This is a genomic window from Nocardia sp. NPDC055002 (assembly GCF_053608825.1).
The window spans coordinates 359,909-383,244 of sequence record NZ_JBSGWE010000006.1 but is presented as its reverse complement, the minus strand read 5'-3'; the positions used below and the strand labels follow the sequence as shown (position 1 = coordinate 383,244).

1 protein-coding gene is annotated in these 23,336 nt (G+C 70.8%); it reads right to left on the bottom strand.

Annotated elements, in window-relative coordinates; genetic code table 11:
- Positions 1-66: 66 nt before the first annotated feature.
- On the bottom strand, positions 67-23,214 hold the full coding sequence (locus ACWF99_RS25340; protein WP_452537571.1) for a non-ribosomal peptide synthase/polyketide synthase: 23,148 nt from the start codon (positions 23,212-23,214) through the stop codon (positions 67-69).
- Between the last annotated feature and the right edge of the window lie 122 nt (positions 23,215-23,336).

Genomic DNA, 23,336 nt, shown 5'->3' with positions numbered 1-23,336 from the left:
GAGCTGGCGACGTGCGCGTAATGCCTCATTGTGCAGGCAGCAGGCACGACGGCCGGCTCCGCGATTCTATGCGCCCATCGCCCCCGCCCGCGCATCGGCCCTCGTCGCCGGGTCCTCGCCGGCGAACCCGCGCGTATCGGATCCGCTCCCGTCGAGAACGTCCGCGATCCGGGCCAGCGCCGCCTCACCCGCCATCGCCCAGTGCGTGGCGGGAATGCCGTGCCGGTGGACCGTGCCGTCGACGGCGGTGGCCCAACTCGCCGCGCCGCGCGAACCGCTCGGATCGTCGACGGTGGCGGCGAAGTAGACGAGGTCGCCGCCGAAGCGACGTGGCCGGTATTCGTCGACCATCCGCATCGAGGCCGTGGCAGCGTCGATGATGCGGGCGATGCGGTCGCGATCGAGTGCCGCCAGTGGTCCGCCGATACCCGCGGCCGCGGCGGCGAGGCCGTCGGTGTCGAACGCGAGATCGTCACCGGCGAGCCCGCCGAGCAGGTCGCCGACGGTGGGCATCGGAGTCTGTTCCGGTCCGTCGCCGAGCCAGCTGTCCATCATGGCCAGCTGTGCCACCTGTTCGCCGTCGGCTTGCAGGCCGGTGGCGACGGCGTGGGCCAGCAGCCCGCCCAGCGACCAGCCGAGCAGGTGGTACGGCCCTTCCGGCTGCACCTCGCGGATGGCGGCGATGTAGCGGCGCGCCCAGTCCTCGATCGTGGCGGGCAGCGGTTCGTCGGCGGTGAGGGCAGGCGACTGCAACCCGTAGATCGGGCGCTGCGGGTCGAGGTGGCGGGTCAGGCCGGCGAACGACCAGGACACACCGCCGACGGGGTGGATGCAGAACAGCGGCGCGCCGCTGCCGCCCGCGCGCAGCGGGAGCAGGACCGCGAACGCGTCATCGCCCGAATCATCGTCGGCGCGTAGCCGTTCCACGACGACCGCGGGCGTGGGGTCGGTGAAGAACCACGCCACCGGCACCGGGCTGCCCAGTGCTTCGCTCAGTCGAGACGACAGCTGGACCGCGGTGAGGGAATTGCCGCCGAGGTCGAAGAAGTTGTCGTCCATGCCGATGCGGTCGAGTCCGAGTACCCGGGCGAACGCGCCCGCGACGAGCTGCTCGGTCCCGGTGATCGGCGCCCGATAGGTCGCTTGGCGCAGTTCCGGGCGCGGCAGTGCGCCGCGGTCGAGTTTGCCGGAGGTGTTGACCGGCAACGCGTCCAGCTCGAGTACCACGGAGGGCACCAGGTAGCCGGGTAGTTCCGTGGCCAGCGCCGTCCGTAGCACCGCGGTGTCGAATACCGAGCTACCCTGTGCCATCGCGGAATCGGCCGCCGCGCCCACTCGGGCACCGGGGCCGGCGCCGACGGCAGTGGCACCGTCGGACTCCTGGTTTCGCGACGCCACCACGTAGGCGACAAGCCGATCTGCGCCGACCCCGGACACCACGGCGGCCGCGGCCTGCGCCACCCCCGGCTGCCGCTGCAGCGCGGCTTCTACCTCACCGAGTTCGATGCGCTGGCCGTTGAGCTTCACCTGCAGGTCGGCACGCCCGACGTATTCCAGTGCCGGAGTGCCGTTTCCCCGCAGGCGAACGAGATCGCCGGTGCGATACATCCGAGCACCGGACACACCGAACGGGTCCGGGACGAACCGCTCAGCGGTGAGTTCGGCGGCCCCGATGTACCCGTGTGCGAGTTGCGCGCCACCGACATACAGCTCGCCGGTCACCCCCGGCGGCACCGGGCGCATCCTGGCGTCGAGCACGTAGAGCCCCGAATTCCACACCGGCGCACCGATCGGCACCGTGACGACATCGTCATCGGTCACCCGGTGCGCACTCACCTGCACCGTGGTCTCGGTCGGCCCGTAGAGGTTCACCACCTGCGCGCCGGTCAGCGCACGCACCTGCTGTGCCAGCGCGGCGGGCAAGGCCTCGCCACCCGCGAACACCCGCCGCAGCGTCGCACCCGCGAGATTGTTGCCCGCGGCGGCCGCCTCCTGCACATGCGCCACATAGGCCGCGAGCAGTGTCGGGGCGAATTGCACTGTGTCGATGTGCTGTTCGGCGATCAGTGCGGCCAGGTAGGCCGGGTCCCCGTGCCCACCGGGCCGGGCGATGACAGTGCGGGCGCCCACCCGCTGCGGCAGCAACAGCTCCCAGATCGAGGCGTCGAAGGTGATCGGCGTCTTGTGCAGCACGGTGTCACCGGCGGCGAACCCGAACTGCTGTGCCAGCCAATCGAGCTGGTGGACGATCGCGCGATGCGGAACACCGACGCCCTTGGGCAGACCGGTCGAGCCGGACGTGAAGATCACGTACGCGGTGTGCTCGGGGAGCAACGGCGACACCCGCTCGGCATCGGCGATCGGCTCCGCCGGGAAATCCGCGAGATCGACGGTGTCCAGCGTGATCACCTCGTGCCCGCGCAGCGGGAGGTCCGTGGCATCGCCGCTGGTGGTGAGCACGCAGACCGGCTGGGCGATCCGCAGGACGCGGGTGATCCGCTCCGCCGGATGATCCGGATCGATCGGCACGTAGGTGCCACCCGCCGCCAGCACCGCGTACACGCCGACCAGCAGCTCGGCCGAGCGCCGAACTCCTACCGCCACCGCGTGATCCGGCCCGACACCGTGTTCGATCAGATGGCGCGCGAGCCGGTTCACCCGAGCCGCGAATTCGGCGTAGGTGAGAACGATGTCACCGTCGATGAGCGCGACAGCGTCCGGTGTCGCCGCGGCTCGGCGATCGAACGCTGTCGGCAGAACGCCGATCGCGCCGGCGTGAGCGACATCGCCCGACAGCGACCGCGCATCCGAGGTCGCCGCGACCCGCCACGCATCGACGGCCGGATGCGCGGTGTCGCACCAGTTCTCGAGCATCCGGCGGTCGCCGTCGGTGAGCAGGTCGATATCGCCGACCGCCCCATCCGGGTTCGCCGTGACCGCGTCGAGGATTCGCACATAGCCGTCGGCGATGCGTGCGGCCGTCTCGGCGTCGAACAGGTCGGTGGCGTAGGTCAGGCTCACCGCGCAACCACCGTCGGCGGTGTCGGCGAGGACCAGGTCCAGGTCGAACTTGGCGATGGCGGCGTCGGCGTCCAGTCCGGTCACGGTGAGGCCGGGCAGGGCCACCTCGACCGGGCTCGCGGCCAGGTTCTGGAAGGCCAGCATCACCTGGAACAGCGGGCTGTGCGCGGTCGAGCGGGTCGGGTCGAGGACGTCGACGAGCCGTTCGAACGGCACCTGGGCGTTCTCGAAGGCATCCAGATCCACCCGCCGGGTCTCGCGCAGCAGCGAGCTGAACGAGGCGGCGGGGTCGACACCGGTACGCAGCACCAGCGTGTTGACGAACATGCCGACGAGATCGTCGAGGGCCTGCTCACCGCGACCCGCCACCGGGGTGCCGATCGCGATGTCGCCGGCGCCACCGAGTCGCGCGAGCAACGCGGCCAGCGCGGCGTGGGCAACCATGAACTCGCTCACGTCGGCGCGACGCGCCAACCGCGCCACCCGCTGCCACACCGGCTGCGGCACCACAGTGTCGACGCTCGCGCCACGGTGCGACGCGACAGCGGGCCGCGGCCGGTCGGTGGGCAGTTCGAGCGGCCCGGGCAGTCCGGCCAGCTCGGTGCGCCAGAATCGCAGCTGCCGTGCGGCGACCGACTCGGCATCGTCCTCGCTGCCCAGCACCGCACGCTGCCACAGCGTGTAATCGGCGTACTGCACCGGCAGCGGCGCCCATCCGGGATCGCTGCCCGCGCGACGGGCGAGGTAGGCGGCGGTGGTGTCACGCAGGAGCGGCCCGGCGGAGAACCCGTCGGCGCTGATGTGATGGATCACCACGACCAACACGACTTCGTCCGCCGCACAGCGCAATACCCGCACCCGCACCGGCGGCGCGACGGTGACATCGAATCCGCGCCCGATCTCGGCCGCGACGATCGCCGGTACCGCGATGGGGTCCACGGTCTCCACCACCGGCGTCGGCACGAACTCCCACACCGCCTGGTGCCCGATCCCGTCGACGGCGGGGTAGGCCGTGCGCAGCACCTCGTGCCGGTCGAGCACATCGGTGACCGCGGCGGCCAGCGCGCCCGCATCGACATCGCCGGTGAGCCGCACCGCGATCGGGATGTTGTACGCGGCAGACTCGGGGTCGAGGCGGTTGAGCAGCCACATGCGCTGCTGGGCGGCAGACAGCGGTATCCGGGCCGGTCGTTCGCCGGATGTCAACGCGATCCCCGCACCGCTGCCGGCTGTGGTCGCGAGCGCGGCGGCCAGGTCGGCCACGGTGGTCGCTTCGAACAGGGTCCGCACGGGCACCCGCGTCGACAATGCCGCGCCGAGGCGGGCGGCGACCCTGGTCGCGATGAGAGAGTTGCCACCGAGTTCGAAGAAGTCGTCGTCGAGCCCGACCCGCTCGCGCCCGAGCACGTCACCGAACACCTCGGCCACCGCCCGCTGCGCCGTGCTGACCGGTGCCCGGAACGGCCTGGCCACGAATTCCGGTGCGGGCAGCGCCTTGCGGTCGAGCTTGCCGGAGGTGTTGAGCGGGAACGCGTCGAGCACCACGATCACCGACGGCACCATGTAGGACGGCAGCACCGCGCCGACGCCCGACCGCAGGGCGGCCGGATCCAGTGCGACGCCCGGCGTCGGCACGACATAGCCGACGAGCTGGTCACCGGTGGCACTCGCCGAGACCACCGCCGCGGCCTGACCGACCCCGGCCAGACCACCGAGCGCGGTTTCGATCTCCCCGAGCTCGATGCGCTGACCACGGAACTTCACCTGGAAGTCGATGCGCGCCAGATAGACCAGCACACCGTCGCGAGTCCACTTCACCAGGTCTCCGGTGCGATACATGCGCGCGCCCCGGGGACCGTGGTCGCGGCCGTCACCGACGGCATGCGCGGCGAGACCCGAGTCCGCGCCGACGCGAGTGTCCGCACCGACGAACGGGTCGGCGACGAATCTGTCCGCCGTGAGGTCGGCGCGGCCGAGGTACCCGCGAGCGAGCTGTTCCCCCGCCAGATACAGCTCACCGGCGACCCCCGGGGCGACCGGGCGCAGCCGTTCGTCGAGCACGTACACGCGCGAATTCCATGCGGGCACACCGATGGGCACCGTCTGCCCGGTCGCACCGTCGGCGGGCCACGCCGTCACCGACACGGCAGCCTCGGTCGGCCCGTACAGGTTGTGCACCACCGCGGGCGATTTCGCACGCAGCGTGCCGACCGTCTCCGGGGTGAGCGCTTCACCGATCGCGAGGACGAGCCGCAGACTCGTCAGCTGCTGGGCGTCGGCGTGCGCGGCGAACATCGCCAGCATCGACGGCACGAAGTCGACGACGGTGATCCGCCACGCGGCCACCAGTTCGGCGAGGTACTGCGGGTCGCGGTGACCGTCCGGGGTAGCGAGCACCAGGGTCGCGCCCGCCGCGAGCGGTGCGAAGAAGCCCCAGACCGACAAGTCGAACCCGGCCACGGACTTCTGCAGGTACACATCGTCGCTGTCGATCTGGTACTGCTCGATCAGCCAGGCGATCTGATTGCGAACTCCGGCACGACTCATCGCCACGCCCTTGGGCTTGCCCGTCGAGCCGGAGGTGAACAGCACGTAGGCGAGGTTCGAATCCCGCACAGGGGCGAGAAGCTCGGACTCGGCGACCGGATGACCAGGGTAGCGGGCGGTGTCGACGTCATCGAGCGCTACAACCCTGGTCGGCCGGTCAGCCGGTGCCTGCCTGCCGAATTCGGCTGCGGCGGTGGTGAGGACGAGGTGTGGCCGCGCGGTGTCGAGGATCTGGGTGATCCGGTCGGCCGGGTGGTCCGGGTCGATCGGCACATAGGCGCCGCCCGCGGACAGGACCGCGTACAGGGCGACGACGAGTTCGGTGGAGCGCCGGATGGCGAGCCCCACCAGTGTGTCGGGGCCGACACCTTCCTCGATCAGGTACCGGGCCAGGCGGTTGATCTGAATATCGAGTTCGGCGTAGGTCAGGGCCGTGTCCTCGAACACGAGAGCTGTCGCGTCGGGGGTCGCCCGAACCCGCGCACGGAACGGGGTGAGTAGCGTGGCGGCGCTGTCGATCTCGTGGGTGGTGGCATTCCACTCGGTGAGGATGCGGGTGCGCTCGACCGGTTCGAGCACCTCGACGGAATCCAGCGGTGTGCGCGGCGAGGCGGCGACAGCGGTGAGCAGGCGTTCGAGCCGTCCGGCGATCGTCACCGCGGTCTCGGTGTCGAACACGTCGTGGGCGTAGGTGAGGACGCCGGTGACGCCCGCGGCCGCGCCGTCGCCCGCGTACTCGTCGCTGACGATGAGGTGCAGATCGAACTGCGACAGCTCGTTCTCGGTGTCCAGCCCCGACACGGTGATCCCGGGCAGGGCCAGCTCGGCACGCTCGAAGTTCTGGAACGAGAAGCCGACCTGGAACAGCGGATGCCGGGCGGTGGAGCGGGTCGGATCGAGCACCTCGACGAGACGTTCGAACGGCACCTCGGCATGGGCGTAGACGGCGAGGTCGGTCGCGCGCTGGCGAATCAGCAACTGCTGGAACGACTCTCCCGCCCGCAGGCGGGTCCGGAAGACCAGCGTGTTCACGAACATGCCGATCAGGTCCTCGAGTGCGGCCTCGCCGCGCCCGGCGACCGGGGTGCCGACGGTGATGTCCGCACTGCCCGAGAGGCGACCGAGCAGCGCCGCGAACGCGGTGTGCACGACCATGAACAGCGTTGCTCCGGACTCCCTGGCCAGCGCACTGAGCCGGGCGTGGGTGCCCGCGTCCAGGGTCACCGGCACGGTCCCACCGGCGAGGGTACGCACCGCCGGGCGCGGGCGGTCCAGCGGCAACGCGAGCTCATCGGGGAGGTCGGCGAGTTCGCCGCGCCAGAAGTCGAGCTGGCGGGCGGCCACCGAGTCGGGATCGGCTTCGTCGCCGAGCAGCGCGCGCTGCCACAGCGCGTAGTCGGCGTACTGCACCGGCAGCGGCGTCCACCGCGGTGCCGCACCGTCGCGTCGCGCGAGGTAGGCGGTCATCAGGTCGCGCACCAGCGGCGGCATCGACGAACCGTCGGCGCTGATGTGGTGCACGACCATGGCGAGCACAGCCTCGTCGGCGCTGATCCGATACAGCACCACCCGCCACGGCACACCCGCCGTGACATCGAAGGCGGTGGCGGCCAGCGCCGTCACGGCAGCCACGACCTCCTCGGGCGCGAGGTACTGAACCCGCAGAGCCACACCGGCTTCGGCGGCGGACAAGATCTGCTGTACCGGACCTTCGGCGGTCTCGGGGTAATAGGTGCGCAGTATTTCGTGCCGGCCGATGAGGTCGTCCACCGCGGCGGCGAGCGCGTCGAGATCGAGCGCGCCACCGAGTCGCACCGCGATCGGCACGTTGTAGCCGGCCGAATCCGGATCGAACCGGTTGAGGAACCACATGCGCTGCTGGGCGGGCGAGAGCGGGATCGAAGCGGGCCGCTCCCCCGCCACCAGCGCCAGTCGCGCCGCGCCGCGCTCGGCGTCGAGCGCGGTCGCCAACGCCGCCACCACCGGCGTCTCGAAGATCCGCGCCACGGGCACCTGCCGGTTCAACGCCGCTCCGAGCCGCGCCGCGACCCGGGTCGCGATCAGCGAGTTGCCGCCCAGATCGAAGAAATCGTCCTCGGCACCGACCAGTTCGACACCGAGCACCTCGGCGACGACCCCGGCCACCAACTGCTCCGACGGCGTGGCCGGAGCACGGAATTCACGAGCGACCAGCTCGGGCGCGGGCAGCGCCCGCCGATCGAGCTTGCCCGAGGAATTGACCGGGAACTCAGGGAGAACGACGAACGCGCTCGGCACCATGTAGGCCGGAAGTGCCTGTTGAAGAGCGGTTTTCACCACGTCGAGATCCAGCCCCGGGACTCCGAGCAGGTAGGCGGTGAGGTAGTCGCCGGTGCCGTCGTCACGGACGGTGACCACCGCCCGTTCGATGGTGTCGAGCCCGGTGAGAACTGCCTCGATTTCACCGAGTTCGATGCGCAGGCCGCGCAGTTTCACCTGGAAGTCGGTGCGGCCCAGGTATTCCAGTTCACCCGAGCGAGTGCGGACCACGAGGTCGCCGGTGCGGTACATGCGGTCGCCGGGGGCGCCGAGGGGGTTGGCGACGAAGCGGTCGGCGGACAGGTCCGGTCGGGCGAGGTAGCCGCGGGCCAGTTGGACGCCGGCTAGATACAGCTCACCCGGTGTGCCGACGGGAACGGGCCGCAAACGGGTATCGAGCACGTGCAGGGCGGTGTTGGCGACCGGGGCGCCGATCGGCACCGTAACCGTGTCGGTGTCGGTGACCTCGTGGAAGCTCACGTCGACCGCGGCCTCGGTGGGTCCGTACAGATTGTGCACGGCGACACCGGGAACCAGCGCGCGCAGGCGCTGGGCGTCGGCCGCGGGCAGCGCCTCACCGGAGGCGAACACCTGCCGCAGCGAAACACAGTCGGCGGCACGCGGTTCGGCGAGGAACGCCGCCAGCATCGACGGCACGAAGTGCGCGACGCCGACACCGGTGCGGGTGATGACCTCGGCCAGGTAGGCGGGGTCACGGTGCCCGTCGGGCCGCGCGATCACCAGGGTGGCACCGATCTGCAAGGGCCAGAACAGTTCCCACACCGAGACATCGAAGGTGATCGGCGTCTTCTGCAGCACGGTGTCGGCCGCGTCGAGCCGGTAGGCATCCTGCATCCACACCAGGCGATTCACGATCGCGGTATGGGTAACCGCGACACCCTTGGGCTTCCCGGTCGAGCCGGACGTGAACAGCACATACGCCAGGTCCGCTGCACGCAACGGCCGGATCCGGTCGGCATCGGTCACCGGGTCGACAGCGAACCCGGACAGATCGAGCGTGCCGGGCACGACAAGACGAATGCCGGTCTCGGTGCCGGATTCGGACGCCTGCGTACCGGATTCGACCGACCGGCTGTCGGGCTCGACGTGCGCGGCGCTGCGAACGCCGGTTTCGGGGAAATCGGCGGCGGCCAGCACACACACCGGGGCCGCGGTCGCCAGGACGTCGGCGATCCGGTCGGCCGGGTGGTCCGGATCCAGCGGCAGATAGGCGGCGCCTGCGGCCTGGACCGAGTAGAGGGCGACCAGGAGATCGATGCCGCGCCGCAGCCCGACACCGACGACCGCGCCGGGACCGACCTGCTCGGCGATCAGCCAACGCGCCAGGCGGGCGACACGAATCGCGAACTCGCCATAGGTGATCCGCTGCCCCTCGAACTCCAGGGCGATCGCGTCGGGGGTCCGCGCGGCCTGCGCGGCGAACATCGAGACCAGCGTCGCGTCGGCGTCGAGCGGGGCGGCGGTGTCGTTCCACGCCGCGAGCTGAGCGGACTCGGCGGCATCCAGCAGATCTATCTCGCCGACCGCGATGCTGTCGTCGGCGACGACCGCGCTCAGCACCCGCACGAACCGCGCACCGAACGACGCCACCGTGTCGGCGTCGAACAGATCGGTGGCGTAGCGCAACCACCCGCGCATGCCGGGTTCCCCTGTGGCGCCGATGATCTCGTTGATCGCCAGCGACAGATCGAACTGGGTGGTCGCCGCGTCCAGAGCGAACTCGTCGATCCGCAGCCCGGGCAGCTCGATGATGGTGTCCTCGCGATGCTCGAACGCGAGCATCACCTGCACGATCGGCGAATACGCCGTGGAGCGAACCGGATTCAGCTCGTCGACGAGTTGCTCGAACGGCAGGTCGGCGTGCGCGAAGGCGCGCAGATCAGCGGCCCGCACCTCGGCCAGTAGTTCACCGAACCCGGCACCGGAATCGACCGCGGTCCGCAACACGAGGGTGTTGACGAACATGCCGACCAGGTCGTCGAGCGCGGCATCGGCCCGCCCGGCGACCGGCGTGCCGACGAGCACATCCGCGCCGGCGCCCTGACGAGACAGCAGCACCGCGAACGCCGCGTGCACCACCATGAAGGTGGACACCCCGTGGCGGCGGGCCAGCGCCTCGATCCCCGCCACGACATCGGTGGGCACCTCGAACCCGACGGCTCCACCCGCACCCGTGCGGACGGTGGGCCGAGGCCGATCCGTCGCCAGTTCGAGAACCGGTGCGATCCCGGCCAATTCGTCACGCCAGTGCGCCGACTGTCGCGCCAGCCGCGACTGCGGGTCGGCCGCGTCGCCGAGCACGGCACGCTGCCACAGGGTGAAGTCCGGATACTGCACCGGCAACGGCTCCCATACCGGAGCGATCCCCGCGGCGCGCGCGGCATAGGCGGCGATGAGGTCCCGCGCCAGCGGCGTCGTCGACACACCATCGGCGGCGATGTGATGCACGGCGAGCACCAGCACGTGCTCTGGCTCCCGCGAACCCACGGAATTCACGGCCGCGAGACGCGGCGTGGCATCGCCGGCCACGGGTCGGCGGTCCACAGTTTCGACCCGCGTTTCGCGGCGCAGCAGCGCGGCGCGCAGAGGTGACTGAGTGGTCAGGTCGTAACCCTGGCCGATGATCGCGCGCACCGCAGCGGCCAGCTCGCCCTCGGCCACCTCGCGCACGACGGCAGCGGGCAGCACCGCGTCGGTGGGAAGGACCACCTGGGTCGGGCCGTCGGCGTCCTCGGGGAAAATGGTGCGCAGTGATTCGTGTCGGTCGAGGACATCGGCCAGCGCCGCCCACAGGGCGCCGGTGTCGAGGTCGCCGGTCAGGCGCAACGCGATCGGCAGCGTGTAGACGGCCGATGCGGGATCGATCCGGTTCAGCAACCACAGGCGAGTCTGAGCCAGCGACAACGGGATTCGGTCCGGGCGCGGTCGCACCACGGTCAGCGGCGGCGACTGCTCGTGGCCGACGCCCGCACGCTCGGCGAGTCCGGCGACGGTCGGGGCGTCGAACACATCGCGCACGTCCAGCGCACTGCCGAGGGCCGCATTGGCCCGGGCGACCAGACGCATGGCGAGCAGCGAGTTACCGCCGACAGCGAAGAAGTCGTCGTTGGCGCCGATGCGCGCCAGCCCGAGCAATTCGCCGATCACACCGGCGAGCGCGGTCTGCGCACCCGGTCGCGGCGCCACGTATTCGGTGGTGACGGACAGGTCGGCGGCGGGCAACGCGGCCCGATCCAGTTTGCCCGCCGAGTTGAGCGGCACGGTGTCGAGCACGACCAGGTGCGAGGGCACCATGTACGCGGGCACCCGGCCCGCGACGTGGGCACGCACCGCCACGCTGTCCACCTCCCCCGCCACATACCCGACCAGACACTGCCGACCGGCATCGTCGGTGGCGGGCAGCACGGTCGCGTGGGTGACGCCGGGTGCGTCGCCGAGCGCGGCCTCGATCTCGCCCAGCTCGATCCGCAGTCCACGGATCTTCACCTGGAAATCGTTGCGGCCCAAGTAGACCAGCGCACCGTCGCGATCGCGGCGGACGAGGTCACCCGTGCGGTACATGCGGGTTCCGTCGGCCCCGAACGGGTCGGCGACGAAGCGGTCGGCGGTCAGGTCCGGCCTGCCGAGGTAGCCGCGGGCCAGCTGGTCACCCGCGAGATACAGCTCGCCCGCGACACCGCCGGGCACCGGGTGCAGGCGCTCGTCGAGGACGTAGGCGCGCACGTTCCAGGTCGGCCTGCCGATGGGCAGCTCGGTCTGCTCGACCGGCGCGGTGATCCGTTGGAACGTGCTGGTGATCGCCACTTCGGTGGGGCCGTAGGTGTTGTGCAGTTCGCCGGGGATCGTGGCGAGGACGGTGGCCGCCAGTGGCGCGGGCAGTTCCTCGCCACCCACGTGCAGCATGCGCAGCCCGCTCAGCGCGTCGCCGAGCCCTTCGGCGAGCATCGCGGCCAGCACCGACGGCACGATCTCCATGATGGTGACGCCCTGCTCGCGCACCACTGTCGCCTGATATTGCAGGTCGAGGTGACCGCCCGGGCGCAGCAGCACCAGCGGGGCGCCGAGCAGCGCGGGGGCCAGCAGTTCCCAGAGCGAGACGTCGAAGGTGAGGGGCGCACGCTGCAGGAAGCGATCAGCTGATGTCATGTCGTATTCGCCACGCAGCCAGCAGATCTCGTTGACCACGGCGCGGTGCGAGATCAGCACACCCTTCGGCGTACCGGTGGAGCCGGACGTGAACAGCACGTACGCCGGGTGCTCGGGATGCAGCGGCGCCAGGCGTTCGAGGTCGGTGACCGGGCCGGCTGCCACAGTGTCCTGCGCTACGTCCTCGAGCTGGCCGACGGTGAGGACCGGGACCCCGGATCGCGACGCGGCGGCGAAATGCACCGAGGCCGTGGCGGATCGGATGCCGCTGTCCACATGGTCGAGGTCACCGGCCGCCGCGACGACGACGAGTCGCGGGGTCGCGGTCGCCAGCACCTGCCCGATGCGTTCGGCGGGCTGGCCCGCATCGATCGGCACGTACACGCCACCGGCGGCGAGTACACCGTGCAGCACCACCAGCAGTTCGATGCTGCGCGGAACAGCGACGGCCACCGGTGTTTCCGGCCCGACACCGCAGTCGATCAACCTGCGCGCCACCCGGTTCGCCCTGGCAGCGAGCGCGCCGTAGGTGATCTCGGCACCTTCGAAGATCGCCGCCACGGCGTGTGGCGTTCGCGCGGCCGCGGCATCGAGCAGGTGGGCGGCGAGCGGGGCGCGCAGGCCCAGGTCCGCGAGTGCGCGGTCGAGCGGCACCACGTCTCCGTGGTGCCGCGCCGGCAGTGTGGCCGCGGCGGGGTCGGTGAGCAAGGCGAGGTCGCCGACCGCGGTGCCGGGGGCGCTGACCGCGTCCCGCAGCACCCGATCGAGCATCCCGACCATGGTCGCGACGGTGTCGGCGTCGAACAGATCGGTGGCGTAGCGCAGTTCGAGGTCGAGACCGTCGGGCGCACCGTCGGGCGCGAAACGGTCGACGAAGGTGAAGTCCAGATCCACTTCGATCGGCGCATCCGGCAGGGTCAGCCCCGACAGCGTCAGGCCCGGCAATTCGAAGGCGGTCCTGCGCTGGTTCTGCAAGGCCAGGGAGACCTGGTACAGCGGTGAATACCCCTGTGAGCGTGCCGGATTCAATGCGTCGACGAGGCTCTCGAACGGCACGTCGGCATTGTCGAAGGCATCGAGATCGCCGGCACGGACCTCGTCGAGGAAGTCGCTGAAACGCGCGCCCGCGCGCACCTGCGCACGGAGCACGAGCGTGTTGACGAACATGCCGACGATGTCGTCGAGTTCGCGATGTCCGCGCCCGGCCACGGGTGTGCCGACGACGACGTCGGCACCGGCCGAGAGCCGCGCGAGCAGCACCGAGAGGCCCGCGTGCAGCACCATGAACGGAGTGGCGCGGTGCGCGCGAGCCAGCTCCTCGATCCCGCGATGCAGGTCGGCGCCGAGGGTGGTGGTGAAGGTGGCGCCCCGGTTGGAGGCGATCAGCGGCCTGCGCCGGTCGGCGGGCAGCGTCAGGACATCGGGCAATCCCGCGAGCCGGCGCGTCCAGTAGTCGAGCTGGCGGGCCAGCGGCGCGTCCGGGTCGTCGGCACTGCCGAGCCCCTCGGTCTGCCACAGCGCGTAGTCGGCGTAGTGCACAGCCAGCGCGGGCAGCCGGGGCTGCGCACCCGCCGCACGGGCGGCGTAGGCGGCCACCAGATCCCGGGTCAGCGGCCCCATCGACCAGCCGTCGGCCGCGATGTGATGCACAACGAGCACCAGCACGTGTTCGGTCGCCGCTACCCGCAGCAGTGCGGCGCGCACCGGCACCTCGCGGGTGATGTCGAAACCGCCGGCGAGGACCGATACCACCGTCGCGGGCACGTCATCGGCAGCCACGTCGACGACGGCGAGCTCGGGCACGAACGCCGGACCGACGAGTTGTGTCGCCTGCCCGTCGAATTCGGGATAGGTGGTGCGCAATGTCTCGTGCCGGGCGATCAGATCGCCCAGGGCGCCGCGCAGCGCGGTCGTATCCAGCTCGCCGCTGAGCCGGATCGCGACCGGGATGTGGTACGCGGCGGAGTCCGGATCGAAGCGGTGCAGGAACCACATCCGCTGCTGGGCGGGCGAGAGCGGGATCCGCTGCGGCCGTTGGCCCGCCACCGGTCCACGCCTGCTGCCGGTGCCGCGCAGCGCGTCCAGCCGCACGGCGAGTCCGTCGACGGTGCTCGCCTCGAACAGCTCGCGCACCGGTACCCGCGCATCCAGCGCGGCACCGAGCCGGGCCGCCACCTGGGTTGCCAGCAGCGAGTTGCCCCCGAGGGCGAAGAAGTCGTCGCCCGCACCGACCCGGTCGAGGTCGAGCACCCCGGCGAACGTCGCGGCGACGGTCCGCTCGGTGGCGGTGGCGGGCTCGCGGTAGTCGAGCTGCCGCGACTCCGGCGCGGGGAGTGCCCGGCGGTCGAGCTTGCCGGAAGCATTCACGGGCAACTCGTCGAGGAAGACGTAGGCACCCGGGACCATGTAGGAGGGCAGGGTCGCCGCGATCGCTGCGTCGAAGTCGGCGGTGGTGGGCGCCGCCGACGAGTCGGGTCGCGGAACAGCCGGCGCGACGTCGACAGCACGGACCGCGTCGCCTCCCGTGGAATCGGCGCCGCCGGCGATGGGGCCGAAGTCGCCGACGACGACCTCGGGTGTCTCGGCAGCACGGACGACGTAGGCGACGAGCTGATCGGTCCGGCCTTCGTCCGAGCGAACCAGGACGGCGACGCGGCTGACGCCGGGAACCGAGGCGATCGCGGCTTCGATTTCGGCCGGTTCGATGCGCAGACCGCGCAGTTTCACCTGCAAGTCGGTGCGGCCGAGGTAATGCAGCGCCGGACCGTCGGCGCCGGTGCGCCAGGTGACCAGATCGCCGGTGCGGTACAGGCGCTCGCCCGCGCCGAAGGGGTCGGCGACGAAACGTTCGGCGGTGAGCTCGGTACGGCCGTGATAGCCGTCGGCGAGCTGCGCGCCCGCCACGTACAGCTCGCCCGGAACACCCGCGGGGACGGGACGCAGGCGCGAATCCAGCACGTACACACGGGTATCGGCGACTGGTGCGCCGATCGGCACCGTGGCGCCGAGTTCGTCACCGGCCTCGTGCGTGGTGACCTGGATGGCGGTTTCGGTCGGGCCGTACAGGTTGACCACCGTCGCGCCGGTCATCGCGCGCACCCGCCGCGCCAGGTCGGTCGTCAGCGCTTCACCGCCCGCGAAGACCAGTCGCAGCGAATCAGGCTGCGCGGCAGCCGGTTCCGCCACGACCGCGGCGAGCACCGACGGTACGTACTGGACGACGCTCACCCGATGCCGCACGGTGGCTGCCGCCAGGTAGGCCGGATCGCGATGCCCGTCAGCGGTGGCGAGCACCAAGCGCGCCCCGGCGTGCAACGGCCACAGCAGTTCCCACACCGATGCGTCGAAGGTGAACGGCGTCTTCTGCAGCACCACGTCGTCGGCACCGAGCGGGTACTCCCGCTGCAACCACAGCAGCTGGTTCACCGCGGCCTTGTGCGGCACGGCCACACCTTTCGGCTTGCCGGTGGAACCCGACGTGAACAGCACATACGCGAGGTGCTCGGGACGCAGCGGCGCCACCCGCTCCGTATCGGTGATCGGCTCGCCGGACAGCTCCGACAGGTCGAGCACGTCGACCTCCACCACCGACTCGCCTACAGCCACACCGATTCCGGCAAGCGTCAGCACACAGACCGGTGCCGTCTGCGCCAGCACATACGCGGTCCGCTCGGCTGGATGATCCGGGTCCACCGGCACATAGGCCGCCCCGGCCACGAGCACGGCGTGCACCGCGACCAACTGCTCCACACCACGGCGCATCGCGACCGCGACCAGCGAGCCAGGGCCCGCTCCCAGCCCGATCAGATGACGTGCCAGTCGCGCGACTCGCACGCCGAACTCCACGTACGAAAGCTCCACTGCGGTCGTGGAATCAGCAGCACGCAGCGACACCTCGGGCACCACACCCCCGGCGCGGTGTGCGGCGATGGCATCGGCTGCCGCGTGTTCGAGCCGGGAAATCGCGCTCGAGGACGCCCCGATTCCGAGGGGCGCGCCATCGGTAACTACCCGAGCGCCGTTCTCGGCCGGCGTGCCCGCCTCGACTGTGCGCGCCGACAGACGACCCGGCTTCGCCGTCGACTCCAGGCTCTCCTGCACCGATTCGTCTCTCGCGGTGGGCGATACATCGAGCGCCCGTGCCATCGTTGTGGCGGCTGCCGGCGCGTCATCGGCCGCGGTGGGGTCGGTGTCGACGACGACGGCGATCGCGTGGGGCGTCGCGGCGGCACGGTCGGCGAGCAGCGAGGCGAGAGTCGCGGCGTGGTCGCTCTCGGTGGCGGTGTCGTTCCACGTGGTCAGGATTCGGGTCCGCTCGGCGGCGTCGAGGAAGTCGAGGTCGCCGACAGGGCGGGCCGGGTCGGCGAGGACGGCCGTGAGGATGCGATCCAACCGGGTAGCGAACGCGGCGATGGTGGTGGCGTCGAACAGGTCGGTGGCGTAGAGGAAGGCACCGGAGATGCCGGTGGGAGTGCCGCTGTCGTCGCGGTGCTCGGTGAGAGTGAGCTCGAGGTCGAACTTGGCGATGCCGGTGGGCAGGTCGATACCGGCGACGGTGAGGCCGGGGAGGGCGAGTTCGCTCGGGGTGTCCTCGTTGACGGACAGCATCACCTGGAACAGGGGGTTGCGGGCAGTGGAGCGGACCGGGTCGAGGAGCTCGACCAAGCGCTCGAACGGCACGTCGGCGTGGCTGAAGGCGGCGAGGTCCTTGTCGCGGACCTGGGCGACCAGTTCGGTGAACGGGGTCGCGGGTGCCACCTCCGTGCGCAGGACGAGGGTGTTGACGAACATGCCGACGAGATCATCGAGCGCACGCGCACCGCGTCCCGACACCGGCGTGCCGATCGCGATGTCGGTGGTCGCCGACAACCGCGCCAGCAGCACCGCGAACACCGCGTGTACGGCCATGAACACCGTGATGCCCTGCGCACGGGCGAATTCCGCCAGTGCCCGATGGGTCGCGGCATCGATCTCGATGCCGTGCATCGCACCGCGCCGGGAGGCGAGCGCCGGACGGGTCCGGTCGGTGGGCAGTTCCAGCTGCTCGGGCACTCCCGCCAGCGCGTCACGCCAGAACGAGAGCTGCTTCGCCGCCACCGATTCCGGATCGGCCGCATCACCGAGCACCGCGTGCTGCCACAGGGCGTAGTCGGCGTACTGCACCGGCAACGGCACCCAACCCGGGGCCGCACCGAGGGCGCGCGCGCTGTAGGCGGTGAGCACGTCCCGGATCAACGGCCCGAACGAGAAACCATCGGCGGCGATGTGATGCAACACGATGACCAGCACGTACTCAGCACCGGCGGACCCCGTCGAGTCCGCCGCTCCGGCATGCCCGTAGGCCCCGTCACGCTCACCCGATGCGCGATGCTCCAGCGTGGTGTCCGCGGCGACACGCAGCAGTGTCGCGCGGATCGGAGCATCGACGGTGAGGTCGAAGCCGGTGGAGGCGAAGGTCCGCACGGCGTCGGACAGGTCGGCCGCATCCACGATCCGCGGGTGGACCTCGGGCACGAGACCGGTCGCCGGAAGGATCTCGGCGATGGCGTTGCCGTCCAGTTCCGGGTATCGGGTGCGCAGGACCTCGTGCCGGTCCAGCACGTCGACGATCGCGGCCTGGAGTGCGGCGATGTCGAGCGCACCGGTGAGCCGGACGGCCAGCGGGATGTTGTCGGTGGCCGAGCCGGGATCGAAGCGGTTGAGGAACCACATGCGCTGCTGGGCAGGCGAGAGCGGGACGGTTTCGGGCCGGGGTCCCGCCACCAGCGCGGAACCGGAGCCGGTGCCACGCAGACGGTCGGCGGCCGCGGCCAGCGTCAGCACCGTCGTGGTGTCGAAGAGCTGGCGGATGGGAATACGTATGTCGAGGTCGGTGCCGATGCGCGCCATCAACCGGGTCGCCAGGAGCGAGTTGCCGCCCAGATCGAAGAAGTCGTCGTCGCGGCCGACCCGGTCCAGTCCGAGGACCTCGGCGAACGCGGCGGCCACCACCTGCTCGGCCACCGTCTCCGGTGCCCGGTAAGCGGCGGTGTCGAAAACCGGTGCGGGCAGCGCGGCCCGATCGAGCTTGCCGACGGGGGTCAGCGGCACGGCATCGAGAGTGACGACCGCGGCCGGCACCATGTGCGAGGGCAGGTGTGCGGCGGTGTGCGCGATGAGGGTCGCGGCGTCGACCGTGGCACCGGCGACGGGCACGACATAGGAGACCAGCAGGGTGGCGCCCGCGTCGGTCCGGTGACCGACGGTGGCGGCGAAGTCGACCGTCCGATGGCGGGCCAGGACCGCGTCGATCTCGCCGAGTTCGATCCGGAAGCCACGCACCTTCACCTGGAAGTCGTTGCGGCCCAAGTACTCCAGATCGAACGATCCTTCGCGCCGCACCCAGCGCACGGTGTCACCGGTGCGGTACATCCGCTCGCCGGGCGCGCCGAAGGGATTGGTGACGAACCGTCCCGCGGTCAGCGCGGGCCTGCGATGGTAGCCGCGCGCCAGCTGCGCACCAGCGATGTACAGCTCGCCGACTACCCCGGCGGGCACCGGCCGTAGCCGCTCGTCGAGCACCAGTTCGGTCGTGCCCTCCACCGGCGCGCCGAGCGTGATCGCCGTTGTCGCACTGAGTGGTTCGCTGATATTGGTGACGATGGTCGTCTCGGTCGGGCCGTAACCGTTGCGGAAGATCAGGCCCGGAATCGCGGCGGTCCACCGCGCCACCAGTTCCGGCGGGCACGCCTCGCCACCGACCACCACCATCCGCAGCTCGTCGAGCCCCTCCGGGTGCACCGTCGCCAGCGCCGACGGCGTGATGACCACATGGGTCACCCGCTCGGCCCGCAGCAACTCGCCCAGCTCCGCCCCACCGAACACCCCGGCGGGCGCGATGACCATCGTCGCCCCCTCGGTCACGGTCAGCAGCAGCTCGGCCACGGAGATGTCGAACGAGGGCGACGCCACGTGCAGCACGCGCGCATCGGCGCTGGCCAGGTACCGCCCGGCCTGCACGGGCAGATACGCCGCGACCGCACCGTGCGCAATCACCACGCCCTTGGGCAGCCCGGTGGTACCCGAGGTGTAGATCACGTACGCGGGATCCAACGGATCCACCGCTCGACCACCCGCGCCGCCATTCACCACACGGCCACCAGCTGCGCCGCCTGGCCGGGAATCGGCCACGGGGGCATCTGGAGAGGTCACGACGCCGCCGCAACCGGTCTCGGCTTCGACCGTACTGATCGTCCTGTCACCGGGACGTGCGTATGCGCCCAGGTCTGCCCGCGCCGCATCGTCTGCCGTGGGTTCTGGCCCGTCGAGCACGAGCCAGTTCACGGTAGCCGGCAGATCCGACCGCACCGCCTCGATCGTGATACCCGCCGCCGCGCCGGAATCGGAGAGCATGTGGGCGATGCGGTCGGCAGGGTAGTTCGGGTCGACCGGGAGGAAGCCCGCGCCGGACTTCACGACGGCCCAGATCGCGGTGATCGACTCGGCCGAACGCGGAATACTCACGGCGACAAGGTCACCCGTGCCGACGCCGAGATCGGCCAGACGGGCGGCCAGGTAGGTGGAGGCGGCGTCGAGCTCGCCATAGGTGAGGGTGCGGGCGCCGTCTCGGATGGCGATCGCGGTGGGGTCGGCGGCGGCGCGGGCGAGCACCTGCGGCAACAGCGGAGCGGGAGTCGACGGGCCGCCGGTGCGGGCGGTCAGCTCGGCGAGTTCGGTGTCGATCAGCAGTGGCAGGTCGGCGACGGGAGTCTGCGGGGCGGCGGCGATCGCGGCGAGCAGGCCGGTGAAGCGGGCCACCGTGCGCGTGACGGTCTGCTCGTCGAACAGATCTGTGGCGTAGGAGAATTCGCCGGACAGACCCATGGCCGCGGAATCACGCAGGGTCAGGGAGAGATCGAACTTCTCGATGTCATAGGGCAAGTCGACGGCGGCCGCGCGTAAACCGGGCAGCTCGAACGAGGTCGGCGGCAGGTTCTGCAACGACAGTGCCACCTGGAACAGCGGGTGACGACCGGCGGAACGGGTCGGCGCGAGCACCTCGACGAGCCGCTCGAACGGCAGGGTGGTGTGGTCGAAGGCGGCCAGATCCCCGGTGCGGACGCGACCGAGCAGGTCGGCGAACGGCTCGCCGCCACGCACCTGGGTGCGCAGCACGGCGGTATTGACGAACATGCCGATGACGTCGTCGAGTTCGGCCGCACCGCGCCCGGCGACCGGCGTGCCGATCGCCACATCGGCATTGCCCGACAGGCGTGCGATCAGCACCGACAATGCCGCGTGCAGCACCATGAACAGGGTCGCACCCTGTTCCCCGGCAACCGCGTTCAGCGCCGCGACCACGTCGGCATCGAGCTCGAACGAGACCCGGCGCCCCCGCATCGACGCGGTGGCGGGGCGAGGGCGATCGGTCGGCAGGCCCGACTCGTCCGGCAGTCCGGCCAGCGAGTCACGCCAGAACGCGATCTCGCGCCCGGCCTGCGAGTCGGCGTCGTCCTCCGCGCCGAGAACAGCACGCTGCCACAGGGTGTAGTCGGCGTACTGCACCGGCAGCGGATTCCACTGCGGCGCCACACCTTCGGCACGCGCGTAGTAGGCGGTCATCGTGTCACGCACCAGCGGACCGGCCGACCAGCCGTCGGAGGCGATGTGATGCACCACCAGCACCAACACGTGATCACCGTCGACCTCGAACAGGCTCGCGCGCACCGGTGGCGCGGCCGTGACATCGAATCCGCGCAGAACAACGGCCGCCAACACCTCCGGAAGGTCCTCGGCGCCGATGCTGAGGGTATCGAGCAGCGTCGAAGACCCCGGCGCGACGCCGTCGGCGTGGTTACTCGAAGACACTTCGGCCGCAAGCACTTCGAGCGCCTCGGCGACAGGAAGAACCCGCTGCGTCCCCACCCCGTCGACCTCGGGGTATACCGTGCGCAGCACCTCGTGCCGCGCGATCAGATCACCCACTGCCGCCCGCAACGCATCCCGGTCCAGCGCCCCCGTCAACCGCACCGCGATCGGGATGTTGTACGCCCCGGTCTCCGGATCGAACCGGTTGAGGAACCACATCCGCTGCTGCGCGGGCGAGAGCGGCAACACATCGGGACGCGGACCCGCGACGAGCGCGGGCCGATCATCGACCACCCCACCCTCGACCAGCTTCGCCAGTACGGCCACCGTCGGGCTGTCGAAGAAGTCGCGAACATCCACCCGCACACCGAAGTTCGCCTGCAACCGGCCGATGGCGCGGGTGGCGATCAGTGAGTTGCCCCCGAGGCGGAAGAAGTCGTCGTCCAAGCCGACCACGTCCACATCGAGCAGCTCGGCGAACAACGCGGCGACGGTGCGCTCGGTCGCCGTGCGCGGCTCCCGGAATTCGGCGGCCGACACCCGGAAGTCCGGCTCCGGCAACGCTTTCCGATCCAGCTTGCCGCTGGCATTGATCGGCATCGCGGCCAGCTGCACCAGCAGCGACGGCACCATGTACTCGGGCATCGACGACTTGGCGTGCTCGACGAGTTCGGCCTCGTCGAGCACCGCACCGTCGACGCTCACCACATAACCGACCAGCGCCTCACCGGCGGCATGGCGATGCAGCACCACCGCGGCGTTGCCGACGCGAGGGTGCGCGGCCAGCACGGCTTCGATCTCCCCCAGCTCGATCCGCAGACCACGCAGCTTCACCTGGAAGTCGGTGCGCCCCAGGTATTCCAGCTCACCGCGCGACTCCCGCACCAGGTCACCGGTGCGATACATGCGCTCACCGGGCACGCCGTACGGATTGGCGACGAACCGATCGGCGGTGAGCCCCGGCCGCGCCACGTACCCACGCGCCAGCTGGACACCCGCCAGATACAGCTCGCCGACCACCCCGACGGGTACTTGGTCGAGGTTCTCGTCGAGCACGAGCAGCCCGGTGTCGTCGGCGGGACCGCCGATCGGCACCGACACCTCATCGAGAGCGGTCACCTCGTGCGCGGTGACGTCGACGGCCGCCTCGGTGGGCCCGTACAGGTTGTGCAGCGCCGTCGCCGACAACGCGCGCAGCCTGGCGGCCGTGGCAGCGGGCAGCGCCTCACCGGAGGCGAACACCATCCGCAACGACGACAGATCCACCTCGGGGCCCACGTCACCGACGAACGCGGCCAGCATCGACGGCACGAAGTGCGTCACGGTGACCCGATGCTGCGCGATCAGCGCCGCCAGGTACGCCGGATCACCGTGGCGCCCCGGTTCGGCGACCACCAGCCGGGCGCCGATCTGCAAGGGCCAGAACAACTCCCACACCGACACATCGAAGGTGTAAGGCGTCTTCTGCACCACCACATCGGCCTCGGTCATGGGGTAGCGGCGCTGCCGCCAATCCAGGTTCGCCACGATCGCCCCGTGGGTGACCGCCACACCCTTCGGCCTGCCCGTGGAGCCGGACGTGAAGATGACGTAGGCCGTGTTGGCTGCCCGCACCCCGGACACCACCTCGCCGGGCGCCGCGTCCCAGTCGATGTCATCGGTGCGCAGCACCGCCGCGCCGTTCAGATCCGGTTCGTCGCCTGCCCGTGTCACGACCACCACCGGCCGCGCCACCTCGAGCACATAGTGCAACCGGTCCACCGGATGATCGGGGTCCAGCGGCACGTACGCGCCGCCGGCCCGCACGATCGCGTGCACCGCGACGATCAGCTCGACACTGCGCCGCAGCGCCAACCCGACCAGCGTCTCCGGCCCGACGCCCGCCTCGACCAACCGCGCCGCCAGCACCCGCACTCTGGCATCGAATGCCGCATAGGTCAGCGTGACGTCACCGCACTGCACCGCGACAGCATCCGGCGTCCGCGCCACCTGCGCGGCGAACCGATCGACCAGCGTCGCCGCGGCCACCACCTCCATCCCCAGCGCCGCCATCGCATCGCTCGCCAGCGAATCCAGCAGCACACCGAACGTCCCCTCGGCGGCATCGACCACGCCGGGGAACAGCTCGGCGAGCACCACCTGCACGAGCGTGTCCGCGTCCAGCGCCCCACCGGTGAGCTCGGCCATCAGCGTGAGCTGGGCGTCGAGATCGGCATAGGACACCGCGGTGCCGTCGAACTCGACCGCGATCCGTGCCGGATCCATCGCCGCGACCGTCGCCACCAGCGCTGCCAGCTGTTCTGTTTCCGCGCGCGCCGGAGTGGGGTTGGTCATCGCACACTGCCTTCCATTACCGGCCGCGGGTAACGCCACGCGGCCGCACAAACTCTCGGAACTCCCCGGCTCGAACCGGGGTGGGGTGGATCGGCGCGGGGGCGGCCAACCTCGGGCACCCT

Bases quoted from the DNA above. Each gene is read 5' to 3' on its own strand.
- ACWF99_RS25340 (WP_452537571.1), bottom strand. From the start codon at position 23,214: ATGACCAACCCCACTCCGGCGCGCGCGGAAACAGAACAGCTGGCAGCG.